Annotated in this window: 12 protein-coding genes; 9 read left to right on the top strand and 3 right to left on the bottom strand. The window is 64.5% G+C overall.

Annotation, left to right across the window (positions count from 1 at the left end; genetic code table 11):
- Positions 1-31 precede the first annotated feature (31 nt).
- The 3 genes from AC3CD9_RS17380 to AC3CD9_RS17370 all read right to left on the bottom strand — a co-directional run bounded on the left by AC3CD9_RS17380 (position 32) and on the right by AC3CD9_RS17370 (position 3,725).
- Positions 32-1,465, bottom strand: coding sequence for a dihydrolipoyl dehydrogenase family protein (locus AC3CD9_RS17380; RefSeq protein WP_488365236.1), 1,434 nt, complete (start codon positions 1,463-1,465; stop codon positions 32-34).
- A gap of 108 nt (positions 1,466-1,573) precedes the next feature.
- A complete protein-coding gene (locus AC3CD9_RS17375; protein WP_488364469.1) occupies positions 1,574-2,641 on the bottom strand; it encodes an IS110 family RNA-guided transposase in 1,068 nt (355 codons plus the stop codon).
- A 319-nt stretch (positions 2,642-2,960) separates the two neighbouring features.
- Complete coding sequence (locus tag AC3CD9_RS17370) at positions 2,961-3,725, bottom strand: GntR family transcriptional regulator (protein ID WP_488365235.1); 765 nt, start codon at positions 3,723-3,725, stop codon at positions 2,961-2,963.
- Positions 3,726-3,912: 187 nt separating this feature from the next.
- On the opposite strand from AC3CD9_RS17370, the gene AC3CD9_RS17365 reads away from it, so the two are divergent.
- The 9 genes from AC3CD9_RS17365 (at position 3,913) to AC3CD9_RS17325 (ending at position 14,987) form a co-directional block, all read left to right on the top strand.
- Positions 3,913-5,028, top strand: coding sequence for a TIGR03364 family FAD-dependent oxidoreductase (locus AC3CD9_RS17365; protein ID WP_488365234.1), 1,116 nt, complete (start codon positions 3,913-3,915; stop codon positions 5,026-5,028).
- Positions 5,029-5,126: 98 nt separating this feature from the next.
- Positions 5,127-6,131, top strand: a complete 1,005-nt coding sequence (locus tag AC3CD9_RS17360; RefSeq protein ID WP_488365233.1) for a phosphate/phosphite/phosphonate ABC transporter substrate-binding protein — start codon at positions 5,127-5,129, stop codon at positions 6,129-6,131.
- Positions 6,132-6,142: 11 nt separating this feature from the next.
- Positions 6,143-7,060 carry a phosphonate ABC transporter ATP-binding protein gene (gene phnC, locus AC3CD9_RS17355; protein WP_488365232.1) on the top strand — a complete coding sequence of 306 codons (918 nt, stop codon included), beginning with the start codon at positions 6,143-6,145 and terminating at the stop codon, positions 7,058-7,060.
- A complete protein-coding gene (phnE, locus tag AC3CD9_RS17350; protein ID WP_488365231.1) occupies positions 7,057-8,736 on the top strand; it encodes a phosphonate ABC transporter, permease protein PhnE in 1,680 nt (559 codons plus the stop codon). The genes phnC and phnE overlap by 4 nt, the downstream gene beginning before the upstream one ends.
- Before the next feature lie 111 nt (positions 8,737-8,847).
- Positions 8,848-9,540, top strand: a complete 693-nt coding sequence (locus AC3CD9_RS17345) for a phosphonatase-like hydrolase (RefSeq protein ID WP_488365230.1) — start codon at positions 8,848-8,850, stop codon at positions 9,538-9,540.
- Positions 9,541-9,560: 20 nt separating this feature from the next.
- Positions 9,561-10,628 (top strand): alcohol dehydrogenase catalytic domain-containing protein, encoded by a 1,068-nt coding sequence (locus AC3CD9_RS17340; protein ID WP_488365229.1) that lies wholly within the window; start codon positions 9,561-9,563, stop codon positions 10,626-10,628.
- A 157-nt stretch (positions 10,629-10,785) separates the two neighbouring features.
- Positions 10,786-11,664, top strand: coding sequence for a LysR family transcriptional regulator (locus AC3CD9_RS17335; protein WP_488365228.1), 879 nt, complete (start codon positions 10,786-10,788; stop codon positions 11,662-11,664).
- A gap of 106 nt (positions 11,665-11,770) precedes the next feature.
- On the top strand, positions 11,771-12,718 hold the full coding sequence (kdgD, locus tag AC3CD9_RS17330) for a 5-dehydro-4-deoxyglucarate dehydratase (protein WP_488365227.1): 948 nt from the start codon (positions 11,771-11,773) through the stop codon (positions 12,716-12,718).
- Positions 12,719-12,827: 109 nt separating this feature from the next.
- Positions 12,828-14,987 (top strand): aldehyde dehydrogenase family protein, encoded by a 2,160-nt coding sequence (locus AC3CD9_RS17325; RefSeq protein ID WP_488365226.1) that lies wholly within the window; start codon positions 12,828-12,830, stop codon positions 14,985-14,987.
- Positions 14,988-15,101 lie beyond the last annotated feature (114 nt).

The following is a 15,101-nucleotide window of genomic DNA, read 5'->3' as shown; positions in this document are numbered from 1 at the left end:
CCCGACCGGTTCCAGCTGTCGGTCTCCTTCATTACTTGAGTGCGCCGAGCACCTCGTTGAGCGCCTCGGTGGCGGAGGGGTGAGTGTAGATCGTGTCACGCAGCTCGGTGGCGGTGACGTCGTGGCGCATGGCGAGCGCCACGGTGTTGATGACCTCCTGCGAGTGCACGTGGACGAGTGCCGCGCCGAGGATGAGGTCCGTCTTCGCGTCGACGACGAACTTGACGATTCCGCGCGGGTCGCCTTCGATCTTCGCCCGCGGTGCCGCGGCGATATCGGCCTGCAGCTTCGCCCCGACCTTGATCTCGTAGCCTTCGTCGCGGGCGGCTTTCTCGGTCAGGCCGACGCGGGCGACGGGCGGGGTGAGGAACATCGTGTACGGCACGGAGCCGCGGTCCTTCGTCGACCGTTTGCCCTCGCCGAGGAGCTGATCGGCGAGGATCCGGTTGTCATCGAGGGAGATGTAGGTGAACATCGGTCCGCCGTTGACGTCGCCGAACGCGTACACGCCTTCGGCCGTGGTGCGCAGGTGGTCGTCCACGGTGATGAAGCCGCGCTTATCGGTGTCGATACCGGCATTCTCGAGGCCGAGGTCGGCGGTGGCGGGTTTGCGTCCGACGGCCAGGAGGACCGCCTCGGCGTCGATGGTCTTGGTCTCACCGCCCACCTCATAGGTCACGGTCGCGGCCTCGGCACCCTCGTTGACCGCAGTCACGGAGGCGTCGTTGACGATGGTGACTCCGTCATCGGCGAGGGCCTGGGCGACCACCTCGGCGACGTCGTCATCCTCATTGGCCAGCGGGCGCGGTCCGCGGTCGAGGACGGTGACCTGCGAGCCGAAGTGGGCGAACATCGATCCGAACTCAAGTCCGATGTAACCGCCGCCGACTATGACCAGACGTTTCGGGAACGGGTCGACGTGCTGCAGGGATTCGGAGTCGTGGATGCGGCCGCCGAGTTGGGCGCCGTCGATCGGTGGGATGTTCGCGACGGATCCGGTGTTGACGACGACGGTGTCGGCGGTGATCGTCATGGTGTCGCCGCCGCCGGTGACGCGGACTTCGCGTTCGCCGGTGAACTCGGCACGGCCGTTGACCAGCAGCACCGAGTCGAGGTCGGCGAGCATCGAGTGGTTCTTCTTCCGCATCGCCCCGGTCAGGGTGTCGCGGCGTTTGACGGCCTTGGCGAAGTATTCGTCGATGTCGTCATCGGCGCGTTTGTTCTCGGCGTCGTGGACGAGGATCTTCGTGGGGATGCAGGCGATGTTGATGCAGGAGCCGCCGATCATCATCTCCGACTGTTCGACGACGGCGACCTTCTGGCCCGCGCGGGCCATGGTGCCGGCCAGAGTCTTGCCGCCCTTGCCCCAGCCGATGACGAGGACGTCGACATGTTCTGTGAGGTCGGCTCCGGTGGGGGTGCTCTCGGTCGAGGTACCCTGCTGCGTCACTGTCTGCGTGGTCATGCTCTGTCCTCTCGAGTCGGTGTCTGTCACTGTACCCGCCCCTTATTGCTACCCGACGGCGGCCCAGCGCGAGGTTGCTGGGCCGCCGTCGGGATCCTTCTATGTCTGTCAAGCGGCCTGGCCGATCGGTTTCGTGGCCTCGAGAATCCGATAAACAGAACGAGCCACGTGACGCTTCATGCACCGGATCGTCTCCTTCTTCGTCTTCCCCTCACCAAGCCGTTTAGCCATGTATGCCTGGGACTTCTCCTGGTGAGAAAGCCGCGTGATGGCCACCATGTACAACGCAGAATTCAACCGCCGATCGCCACTGCGGTTAAGCCTAAACCTCACCACGTTCCCCGACGACGCCGGTATCGGGCAGACCCCCGCCAACTTCGCGAACGCTGCCTCGGAACGCACCCGCCCATGATGCGACCAGGCCAGGTAGAACACAGCCGCGGTGATCGGCCCGATCCCCGGCTCAGCCAGCAACACCGCAGCTGGACTGTCCTTGACCATCGCCCCGATCCGGGTGGCGTAGTCCTTGATGTCCGCCTCGAGTTCGATGACGCGTTTGGCTAACCGGATGGCTTCCCGACGAGCCTCGGTCAGTTCCACAGCCTCGTTCCTGAGCCGCCACTTCGCCACCGTCTGGATCTTCACGACCGACAGTTTCCGACGCGCATCCATACCGAGGTCATGAGTCCGCAACAGCGCGGTGAGTGCGTTGATGGTGCGTGTCTTCTCCTGGGTCATGGACTCCCGCGCTTTGACCAGGATCCGCAGTCCCTGGCGCGGCCCATCAGCCTGCCGGGGAAACCGCAGCCGTGACTCGTCCAAAGGCAGGACCGTGCCAGCGATCCGTCGGGCATCGATCTGGTCGTCTTTGCCCGTGGCGTGCCGGTCGCGAGCATTCATGCTGGCGGCCTCGGCGACCGTATAGCCTGCGTCGGCGACATGGTCGGCCAGGATCGCCCCGTAAGTGCCGATGCCCTCGATGACCCACAGGGTATCGAGGTCGCCGCGAGTACGGCGGCCAGCCCACGCCAGGGCCCGTTTCAGGCCAGCTTTCGTGGTCGGGAATGCGGCCGTGTCGACGTGCTCGCCAGTGTTGGTCAGCACGCTGTAGACGTGGTTCTTCGCGTGGGTGTCGACGCCAACGACAAACGCGTATAAATGCGAGATGATAGTCATGACGGTTCGTGACTCTCCTGTGTCAGAGCGGATGAGGTCCGACCGTCAAAGCGGTCGGCTCCGGTCCGGGAGATAGTCACGTCGAAACACTACTGTGATGAGTCACGTTCGGTCAGGAACGGACAACCTTCTGATCAAGTTATCGATGTGGGCCGAGCCGGTGCCGACCGCCCACCAATCATCAGACAGATCCCGACGAGGACATCGTTCGAGTCAGTAGCAATAAGAGTCATGATGATCGATGGGACGGTCAGTTCCTACTCTGCCAGCCAGTCCCAGACCAGCCACCATCAATACTCACAGTAGCAATAAGGGGTTTTCAGTCGCCGGAGATCAAGGACATGGAGCTCGGGTTTCCGCGGGTGGAGTTCATCGTGAAACTCGCCTTCCACGGCAGGTACCGGTCATCGGAGGATTCGATGACATCACCGGCGGTCGTGAACGCCCGCCGGCGCACTCGCAGCAGCGGGGTGCCCACGGGGACTTCGAGGAGCCTGGCATCGTCATCGTTCGCTCCGACCGCATCGATCGTGCGCGACGCCCGGTTGATGTCGACGCCCTGGTCGATGAGCTCCTGGTAGATCGACCCGGAATCCGTGTCGAAGGCCAACACGTGACGTCCGAACTCGAACGGATAGTTCAGCCTCTCGACCATGGCCGGAGCTTCGTCCATGAGCCGCAGCCGGAACACCGAGACGATCGGATCGCCCTCTTCGATCCGCAGGCTCGCTGCCAGGGATTTCTCCGCCGGTTCGCGCGCCACACGCTGCGTGACCTGACCGGGCACGATGTCCGAGGCGTGGCACCACTGAGAGAAGGAGATGACGTCGTCGAAGGACTGCGTGAGGACGTTGTCGAGCACGACCGTGCGCCTCCCCCGCCCCGAGGAGATCAGCCCCTCCCCGCGCAGAGCCGACATCGCCTGCCGCACCGGTCCGCGCGAACTCTCGAACTTCCGCGTCAGCTCTGCCTCGGAGGGCAGCTCATCGCCGGGCTGGAACGAGCCTTCACGGATCGCCGTGCGCAGGTAGTGCGCGATCTCGTCATGCTGCTGACGGGTGCGGTGCCTCGGGCCGGTGGTCATGACCTCACTTCTCCTTCGACGGTGCTCATTCGGCGGCTCAGAGGACAGCGCCTCAGAGTCGAGGAAGCGCTGTCTCGGTGAACTTGGCGTGGCTCAACGAAGTCCGAATGTCACATTCAGGTGAACAGACATCAAACTTGTACATACATATCTTCATCTTACGGCACATCTTCACGAATATGAGGGAATGCCGACAACAGATCTCATCATCACCGGCTCGGGCATCCTCGGCCTGGCCACCGCATTCCTCGCCCACCGACAGGGCCGCAGCGTCCACATCATCGACCGGTCCGACCGACCCGTGGGCTCGTCCATCCAGAATTTCGGTCACGCCTGCTTCACCGGCCAGTCCGATTCCGCGCAGCCGATCGCCGTCAAGTCCCGCGAGGGCTGGCTCGATGCCGCGGCCGCCACGGGACTCTGGGCCGCCGAGACCGGAACCTTCATCCCGGCCATGACCGAGGCCGAGCTGACCGTCCTCGAGCAGTTCGCCGCCCATCGCGGCCCCGACCAAGTTCGACTGCTCGACCCGGAGGCGATCGTCGAGGCGGTCGGCAACCCCGACCTCCCGGCCATCGGCGGCGCACATCTGCCGCAGGACATGCGCGTCGACCCGCGACAGGCCGCCCCGAGAATCGCCGCATGGCTGGCCGGCCAGGGCGTGGAATTCACCTGGAACACGCACGTCACCGCGGTGGCCGACGGCACCGTGTCGACGACACGCGGGAACTTCCACGCCGAGCAGGTCGTCGTCTGCCCCGGCTATCAGCTGACCAGCCTCTTCCCCGAGATCGCCGAATCCCACGAGATCCGCATCTGCTCGCTCGTCATGTCGCTCATCGAGGCCCCGCAGCACATTCCGACCGGCTTCGCGATGCTCACCGGCACCTCCCTGGCCCGCTACGACGGGTTCGCGGCGATGCCCGGCGCCGAGGCGCTGCGCCACGACCTCGACGAACGGGAACCGGAGCTGCGCGGCTGCATCGCGAACCTCATGGTCACCGACATCCCGCAGGGCCTGCTCATCGGCGATTCACACGCCTACGACCTCAGCCCGGAACCCTTCATCGACGAGAAGATCGGCGCACTGCTGCTCGATCGGGCCACCTCGATGCTCGGAATCGAGAACCCGCGTGTGCTGCAGCGGTGGCTGGGCATGTACGCCGACAGCCCGACGACGAACCTCGTCCTCGAGCGCCCGGACGAACGCACGGCCGTCGCCGTCGTCGCCTCGGGGATCGGCATGACCCTGTCGTTCGGCATCGCCGACCTCATCCTCTCCGGCGGCACCGCCGACATCTGAGGCAACGCCCACCCGACTCCGAACCGACCGTGAAGTTGTCATGTCCAGTCGGTAAACTGCCTCGACTTGTATAGACATTCGCCAGTGGGGTCGGCACGATGAATGCGAACGATCACCTCAGCGCCTCTGCCGCACTGCTCTCCGAAAGGCCATTCGCCATGACCATGACCTCCCCTTTCCGCTCCACAGCGGTCCGGACCTTCACCGCCGGTCTCCTCGCCCTGCCTCTGCTCGCCGCCTGCGGCAGCTCCGGAGGAAGCGGTGACGACACGATCATCTTCGCCGCCGTCCCCGCCGAATCCTCCTCGACGCTCGAGTCCTCCTTCGAGAACGTCACGAAGCTGCTCGAAGAAGAGACCGGCAAGAAGGTCGAATTCCAGAACGCCTCGGACTACGCCGCCGTCATCGAAGGCATGCGCGCCGGCCAGATCGACGCCGCCTCGTTCGGCCCCTTCGCCTACGTCATCGCCAAGGACTCGGGCATCAACATCGAACCGGCCGCGGCACCGACGAACGACAAAGCCAAGGACCCCGCCTACACCTCGCTGGCCTATGTGAAGAAGGACTCCGACGTCAAGGACATGAAGGACCTCAAGGGCAAGAAGGTCTGCTTCGTCGATGCCGCTTCCACCTCCGGCTATCTCGTGCCGATGAAGGGACTCCAGGACGAAGGCATCGACATCGACAAGGACCTCGAACCGGTGATGTCCGGCGGGCACGACGCCTCGCTGCTGTCGCTGAACTCCGGTGACTGCGATGTCGCCTTCGCCCACGACGCCATGCTCACGACCCTCGAGAAGTCCGGCCAGGTCGACAAGGGCAGCCTCGAACCCGTCTGGGAATCCGACCCGATCACCGAGGACCCGATCGCAGTGAACAACGACTCCCTCGACGCCGATACGGCCGCGAAGATCACCAACATCCTGCGCGAGAAGGCCAATGTCCCGGCGATGGTCGAAGCCGGAATCTGCGACTCCGAGGACGACTGCGTCCTGCCCGAAGAGATCACGTACGGCTACAAGGAAGTCTCCGATTCGGACTTCGATTCGATCCGCGACATCTGCGACGCCACCCAGGCCGACGCCTGCAAGAACATCGGCTGAGAAGGATGACCATGACACACTCACACACCATTCCCCGCCCGACCACACCGGAACTCCAGAAGGAGATCGACTCCATCTATTCCGTCCAACTCGACCATGTGACCAAGGACTTCGGCGGCGGAGTCCTCGGCCTCGACGACGTCAACCTCGGGTTCCGGACCGGCGGAATCAGCGTCCTCCTCGGCCTCTCCGGCTCGGGCAAATCCACCCTCCTGCGCCATATCAATGGCCTGCACACCCCCACCTCGGGGAAGGTGCGCGTCCTCGGTGAGGACATGGACCGTCTGCGCCGCTCGGAGCTGAAGGCCGTGCGCCGCGACATCGGCGTCATCTTCCAGTCGTTCAATCTCGTCGGACCGATGTCCGTGCTCGAGAACGTCTGCGCCGGGGCACTGGGATCGCTGCGCGGACCGCGCATCACCCTGATGATGTACCCGAAGGCCATCCGCCGCGAAGCCATCGAGAAGCTCGACCGCGTCGGCCTGGCCGACCGTGCCTACCAACGCGCCGACACGCTCTCCGGCGGTCAGCAGCAGCGGGTCGCGATCGCCCGCGCACTCATGCAGCACCCGAAGGTGCTGCTCGCCGATGAGCCGGTCGCCTCCCTCGACCCGGTGTCGGCCCGCGACGTCATCGACCTGCTGCGGCAGATCTCCGCCGAGGATGACCTCACCGTCATCGCCTCCCTGCATCAGGTGCAGCTGGCCATCGACTTCGCCGATCGGATCATCGGTCTGCGCACCGGTCGGGTCGTCCTCGACCGCAAGACCGCCGGGCTCAGCGCCGAGGAGGCCTCCCAGATCTACTCGAGCGTGTCCGGAATGGACACCGCCGCCGAGGCGAGCGAGCGTGCCGGTGCGACCACTGCCGGATCGCAGACCGCGACGTCCGGCACCGAGGCGGGCGCCCGGGTGGGAGCCACCCGATGAGTCTCGTGCTCGACCGAGAGGCTCCCGCCGTCGTCGAACCGCAGCGTCCCCGCCCGTCGGGAAACTCCGCCGTGGCCGTCATCGTGCTCATCGGCCTCGCCGTCGCCGGCGCCTGGTCGGTGTGGTCACTCGGCATCGATATCGCCACGATCGCCTCGTCGTTCGACAATGCCGTGGGGTTCTTCTCCCGCATCGTCCCACTCGACTTCCCGGCCTTCGGTGAGACAGTCTCTCTTGTCGTCGAGACCCTGGCGATCGTGTTCCTGGCGACTCTGCTGTCCGTCGTGCTGTCGATCCCCGTCGCTCTCCTCGCCGCTCGTCCCACCCGGATGGGTCGCGGTTCGCAGTGGACAGCGCGCACCCTCATCGTCCTCGCCAGGGCGATTCCCGACCTCGTGCTCGCCATCGTGTTCCTGCGGATGTTCGGCCTCGGAGCCACAGCCGGCATCATCGCCATGGGCATCCATTCGGTGGGGATGATCGGCAAACTCTACGCCGATGCCATCGAAGAGCTCGACGACGGACCCCGCGAATCGATCGAGGCCCTCGGCGGCAGCCGCTCCCAACAGATCCTCACCGCGATCCCGCAGACGCTTATGCCACAGCTCATCGCCACGGCTCTGCACCGCTTCGACATCAACCTGCGCACCTCGGTACTGCTCGGCTATGTCGGAGTCGGCGGAATCGGTCTGGCCATCGCGGACTCCCTGCGCACTTTGGACTACCAGCGCGGGATGGCGTTGGCGGTCATCGTGCTCATCCTGTGCATCGTCATCGAATTCGTCTCCGGATCCATCCGAGCCGCACTCATGGCCTCGACGGGGGCGAAGATCACCGGCGGCACCTGGGTCGACCGGATCTTCAACCGGGGTCGGGCCACCGGGGTCGGCGATCTCAGCCTCACCCCACCGTGGAGCGTGGCACGGTTCCGTCGTTTCGCCTCGGCGGCGGTGCTCATCGTCCTCACGATCGCCGCCCTGTGGCGGGTGGACGTGTCATGGTCGGCCCTGGCTGCGGGTCTGCTCGACCTGCCGCAGACCGTGAGCCTGTTCTTCCCGCCGTCGACCGGCGGAACGTTGGCCGACCTCGTCGAACAGCTGCTCGTCACCATCCAGATCTCGCTGGCGGCGACGTTCATCGGGGCGATCCTCGCGGTGCCCATCGGCGTCCTCGCCGCCCGCAATGTCGTGGCGAATCGGGCGGTGCACAAGACGTTCCGCGTCCTCATCGTCGTCGTCCGCGGCATCCCCGAGCTCATCCTCGCGATCATCTTCGTCGTCATCTCCGGACTCGGCGAGGTCGCCGGAACCCTGGCCCTGTCCATCGGTGCGATCGGCCTGCTCTCGAAGCTCATCGCCGACTCGATCGAGGAGACGGACCTCCAGGTCCAGGAGGCGGTGCGGGCCACCGGAGCCGGCGAGGCGCAGGTGTTCTTCTCGGCCACCCTGCGGCAGGCGGCACCGGCGTTCGTCGCCCACATCATGTACCTGCTCGACACGAACATCCGCTCGGCCACGCTGCTCGGCGTCGTCGGCGCCGGAGGCATCGGATTCCTGCTGCTCAACGCCTCGCGGGTCAACCAGTTCGATGTCGTGACCATGGTGCTCATCCTCATGGTCGCCGTCGTCCTCCTCGTCGAGGCTTTGTCCATGTGGCTGCGCCGAGCCGTGCGCTGAGCCTGCGCAATCAAGTCCACCCGCCCACCGAAATTTCCGTCCGCCGACCAAGCGGGCGAAGCAGAGCCCACGAACTCGCGTGGGCACCACCGCAAGAGAAAGAGAATCGACATGACTGAACTTGCCGTCTTCGACATGGCCGGAACCACCATCGACGAACGGGACGAGGTCTACCGCGTGCTGCGCGAGGCCACCGAACGGGAGGGCGCAGACTACTCCGATGAGGTCTTCCAGAAGTGGATGGGCACGGAGAAGCACTGGGCGATCGAGAATCTGCTCCGCCTCGGCGGGGTCGAGGTCACCGAGGAGGTCCACGAGCGGGCTTGGCAGTGGTTCCGTGCCGAACTGCGCGAGACCTACACCAAGAATCCTCCGCGTCCGCTGCCCGGAATCGAGGAGGCCCTGTCGACTCTGCGGGAACGCGGGATCAAGGTGTGCCTGACCACCGGGTTCTCCCGCGAGATCGCCGACCTCATCTTCTCCACGATGGGCTGGGCCCCGGGCGAGACCTTCGACGTCGCGGTCACCGGCGACGAGGTGCCCGCCGGACGACCGGCACCGGACATGATCAACAAGGTCATTGACACGGTCGGAGTCACCGACCGCGCTGCCATCGTCAGCGTGGGAGACACCTCGGCGGATATCGAATCGGCACTCAATGCCGAGGTCACGGCGGTGGGCGTGCTCACCGGGCACCTGAGCCGGGAGGATTTCGCGGCCGAGGGCGCGCACCTCGTCCTCGATTCCGTGGCGGACCTGCCCGCAGTCCTTGCCGAGCAGGAAGCTGCGGTGGTCGCGAAGTGACGGTTCAGGCTCATTCGACGATGACCGACGCCGATTCGACGATGACCGGCACCGAGGCGGCCGATCGTGGCCGCCCGACCGCTCAGCCGTTTGCCGAGGTGTGGACGGGAGGCTCGGAATTCGAGCTCCGCACGTTCGACCGGCCGCAGCTGGCACCGGGCGAGAGCCTCATCCGGCTGACCGCGGCGACGGTGTGCGGGTCCGATCGGCACACCGTCAGCGGACGCCGGTCGGGGGCGTGCCCCTCGGTGCTCGGCCACGAGGGCGTCGGCATCGTCGAGGAGACGCGCGGGGATGTGCCCGTCGGCACTCGCGTGGTCTTCTCGGTCACCTCGGTGTGCGGTCAGTGCCGGAACTGTCGGCGCGGGCTGAGCGCGAAATGCACCTCGGTGCGCAAGGTCGGCCACGAATCGGCCGAGTCGGATTGGGCGCTGTCGGGCACCTACGCCAGCCATATCCACCTGCCCGCCGGAGTGGCGATGGTTCCGGTGCCGGCCTCGCTGCCCGATGGGGTGGCAGCGACCGCGGGGTGCGCCGTGGCCACCGTGATGGCGATGTGTGAAGCAGCCGGTGACCTGTGGGGACGACGGGTGTTCGTCAACGGCATCGGGATGCTCGGGTTGTCCGCGGTCGGGGCGGTACTGGCCCGCGGGGCTGCCGAGGTCGTCGCCGCCGATCCGCACCCGGACCGCCGCTCTCTGGCCGACCGGGCGGGGGCTGCCCGGTCCGTTGAGCCGGGTGTGGAGATCGCTGATATCGACGTCGCTCTCGAGCTCTCGGGTGCCGAGGCGGGGGTGCGCTCCTGCATTTCGTCGTTGGGTGTCGGGGGCGTTGTGGTCCTCGCCGGCAGCGTGACGCCGGGGCCGCAGGTGTCGATCGATCCCGAGCAGGTGGTGCGCGGATGGCGCACGATCGCCGGAGTCCACAATTTCGAACCTCACCACCTGGCCGAGGCCGTGGAGTTCCTGGCAGCCGACGGTGGGACGCTGCCGTGGGAGGACATCCTAGGCGGCCCGATCCCCTTGGCTGACTTGCCTCAGGAGTTCGAGGCACCGACAAAAGCCCTCCGCACAATAGTCTCTCTCTAATTACTACGTGACGGCGGCCCAGCTACCTCGCGCGAGGTTGCTGGGCCGCCGTCGGGTAGCGCGGAGGGAGTTGCCGACAACTGAAAGCGAGGTGCCGCACGCCCGATACACTGCTGAACAGCACAGGCCGTGGCCCACGAAAGAAATCGAGCGAGCGATGCAGTTCACCTTGGCACAGATCACCGGCTTCATCGCGGTGGCCGAAAACCTTCACTTCGGACGCGCCGCTGAAGAGCTGAATATGACCCAGCCACCGTTGAGCCGGCAGATCCAGAAATTGGAGAAATCGATCGGTGTCCACCTCTTCGAACGCAACAATCGCACCGTCACACTTACGCCGGCAGGTGAGGCCTTCCTCGCTGAGGCATACGGTCTGCTCGCCTCCGTCGAGCGTGCCCCGCGGCGAGCACAGAAGATCGCCGAGGGCTCCTGGGGTCAGATCACCATCGGGTGCACTGCGGTCTCGACGTTCGGCGTCCTTGGCAGTCTGGTCTCGACCCTGGCAGAACACCTGCCGGGCATAAGCGTCGAGATCGCCGAGATGGTTACGGCAGAACAGATCAAGGCCTTGTCTGAGGGCAAGATCGACATCGGCCTGGGGCGAGTGGGCCGCATTCCCGAAACCATCGACGCGACCCTGGTCCTGTCTGAGCAGCTCGTACTGGCAGTCCCTTCGGACCATGCGTTCGCCGCACGTGACTCTGTGGGCACAAAGGAGATCTCCGGTCAGCGACTGCTCATGCACGATGCCACGAAGGCTCGATACTTCTACGATCTCACCGTTCGCTACATCGATGTCGAAGCCAATGAGGTGGCTCATTCGCTGAGCCAGATCCTGACCATCGTCAATCTCGTCGCTGCCGGTCGCGGCATCGCCGTCGTCTCGGAATCAGCTGCTCGCCTCGGCGTCGACGGTGTCACATATGTGCCGCTCCACGACGCTCCACGCGATGTCGTCGAACTTCATGCGATCTGGAATCCGGAGTCCCGCAACCCGGCACTCAAGGAAGTCCTCGCATTGATTCGCAGAAAATGAAGATAATACCTTCTGGGCATCAATGCATATATAAATAATCTTGGACAGGAATTATTCCTCGTTCTTACAGTGGGATCACTATCCCGACTAACAAGGACGTCATTCCGTGGCCAATTACCAACCTCAAGAACTCGCCGACCACCTCAAGGACGGACTCCTCTCCTTCCCCGCGACAGCATTCAACGCAGACCTGTCCCTCGACGCCGACTCCTATTCCGACCACATCGCCTGGCAGTCGAGCTTCGACGTCGCAGGACTCTTCGCCGCTGGCGGAACCGGCGAGGGATTCAGCCTCACTCCCCCGGAAGCGAAACAGGTCGTGGGCTTGGCAGTTTCAAACTCACGAGCGGAGGTGCCGGTCCTTGCTTCGGCAGGGGGCGCCACTGCACACGCCGTGCAGAATGCGATCGACGCCGAGGAAGCCGGAGCAGAGGGTCTTCTCGTCCTCCCTCCCTACCTCACCGAATGCAGCCAAGACGGCCTATTCGAGCACGTATCCGCCATCTGCAAAGCAACGAAGATCGGCATCATCGTCTACAACCGGGCAAATGCGATCTACTCGCCCGAGACCGTTGAACGCCTCGCCGACACCCATGAGAATTTCATCGGCTTCAAGGACGCCCTCGGCGACATCGAGCAGCTGACGAAGGTCTACGCCCGTACCGGCGACCGCCTCTTCTACCTCGGCGGACTTCCGACCGCCGAAGTCTATGCACTGCCACTGCTGCAGCTGGGAATGAGCACCTACTCATCCGCCATGTTCAACTTCGCACCCGAATTCGCCCTCGACTTCTACGATGCGGTGCGCAAACAGGACCGCGCCGCCGTGACAGAGAAGCTCAACTCCTTCGTCCTGCCCTACTCGAAGATCCGCGAACGAGTGGCCGGCTACGGCGTCTCAATCGTCAAGGGCGGCCTCAAAGTCATCGGCCGCGACTGCGGGCCGGTCCGGCCACCCTTGCAGAACCTCACCGAGGCAGACCTGCAGGATCTCGAACAAGTTATGTCCGCTGCCGGCATCCGACTCGACCGCACCGCGTCCGCAGTCGCCTGAACGGTTAGGACGCCACGAATCCGCGGCTGAGACAGCCACACCCACAGATCGGCGCCGATCGGCTTGAGCCGGTCGGCGCCGATATCGCTATCAGGAACAGAGGTCACTTATGACGACGCAGTTCACTACCGCGACGACCGACTCGGACGTCGACACATCACTTTCCGGCACATCAATTGTCGCCGGCACCAAGACGCCGGGACAGGGGGAGACCAGCCGTGCAGTCAATCCGGCGACAGGTGAGACCTTAGATCCCGAATACACGCTGCTCATCGAGGAGCAGGTATCCGCAGCCATCGCCGAGGCCCACGATGCGTTCCCTTCGTACCGCGGCACTTCGCCGAAGATCCGCGCAGCCTTTCTCGAGGACATCGCAGCCAATATCGAGTCTGACGCGCGGCGCATCGTCGACCGGGCCGTTCTGGAGACCGGACTTCCTGCGGGGCGCCTGAATGGCGAGATCACCAGAACCTCCAACCAGCTGCGCCTGTTCGCATCGGTCGTCCGACTCGGTGACGCCCACGGCGTGCGCATTGATCCCGCGCTCCCTGACCGCGCACCCCTGCCGCGTCCCGATATTCGTCAGCGCAAGGTTCCTCTGGGTCCCGTCGCTGTCTTCGGTGCGAGCAACTTTCCCCTGGCTTTCTCAACGGCAGGCGGTGACACCGCTTCGGCACTTGCTGCCGGATGCCCAGTCATCGTCAAGGCCCATAATGCCCATCCCGGAACCAACGAACTGGTCGGTGCCGCCATCTCGCGTGCCGTTCGCGACAGCGGACTCCACCCGGGTGTCTTTTCACTCGTCTATGGGGCTGGCTCCGAGGTCGGGCAGCAACTAGCCACGGACCGGCGAATCACCGCCGTAGGATTCACCGGTTCCAGGGCTGCCGGACTGGCATTGTCGGCCGCCGCCGCGGCTCGACCCACACCGATCCCTATTTATGCCGAGATGAGTTCAATCAATCCCGTGTTCGTCCTGCCGGGAGCCATTGCCGATGACGTCACCGAGGTGGCCCAGGGCTTTTTCGGGGCAGTGACCGGTTCCTCCGGTCAGTTGTGCACCTCCCCTGGAGTTCTATTCGTTCCCAACAGCGACCGCGGAGACGCTCTGACGGCTCGCATCGCAGAGGAATTCAACGCGGCGAAGGGCCAAACGATGCTCACTCCCTCCATAGCCGCAGCGTGGCAGAGAGGAGTCGACCAGCTTTCAGCACAGCCGGACGTCTCACCTCTGGCACAGGGGTCGGATGGAGAGACGCTCAATGCGCCCGGGCCCTGCGTGTTCACGGCCTCGATCCAGGACTTCGCATCGAACAAGGAGCTGCAGAATGAGATCTTCGGGTCCGCTGCCCTCGTCGTGCGCTACAACTCGACCGATGAGCTGGAGCCTGTGGTGGCAGAGCTCGAAGGACAGCTGACTGCGACACTGCAGATGGGTGAACAGGACACCGAGGTAGCAGACGTGCTGGTACGCGCACTGGAACTCACCGTCGGACGGATCATCGTCAACGGTTGGCCGACAGGAGTCGATGTCGGCCATGCAATGATCCACGGTGGACCGTTTCCAGCGACGTCAGCTCCGCAGACCACCTCGGTGGGTGCAACCGCGATCGACCGCTTCCTTCGCCCGGTCGCCTACCAGAACGTCCCGCAGGCCATCCTGCATCCGGTTCTCCAGGAAGCCAATCCTTGGGCAGTGGCCCGGATGCTCGACGGTCGATACTCTGCGGCACAGCGTGGCGGTGTCTCAGATGCTGCCTCCACGGCCGCCTCGACGAATTCCTTTGCAGACGGCGTGCGTCACCGTCTCAACGCACTCGGGTTCGACCTTCCCGAAGCCAACCCTGCCAGCTACAGCTACGAGACAGTGACCGTCGCCGGCGAATTGGCCTTCGTGTCCGGGCAGATCGCCAAACAGGGTGGAGAAGTACCGGTCCAGGGAGTCGTCGGTGAAGACCTGAGCGTAGAGGACGGAATTGCGGCAGCTCAGCTGTGCGCGGTGAATCTCATTGCCCAGTTGGAAACGAACCTCGGTCTCGACAATGTCGAGAGCATCGCCAAGCTCAACGTCTATGTGGCCAGCCCGGCTGCCTTCAGCAAGCACCCCGTCGTCGCTGAAGGAGCCTCCAAACTCCTAATCGATGCGCTGGGGGACGCTGGTAGTCATGCACGCACTGCTTTGGGAGTTCCGCGTCTGCCTGCGAACTCACCGGTTGAGATCGAGGCAGTGGTTAAGCTCAAGAGTCCAGGTAGACTCCGCCCAAACTGATCAGCTGCGAAGCTGAGCTCAGAGCGGTCCGGTCGATTCAACGACCGGACCGCTTTTCAGGTCCTTGCTGGCCAGAGGACAGCTGCAACTCACGCTTCTACTGCCCTAAAGCTA

Source organism: Brevibacterium sp. MGP-B1 (assembly GCF_057766545.1).
This window is presented reverse-complemented; position numbering and strand designations above follow the sequence as displayed.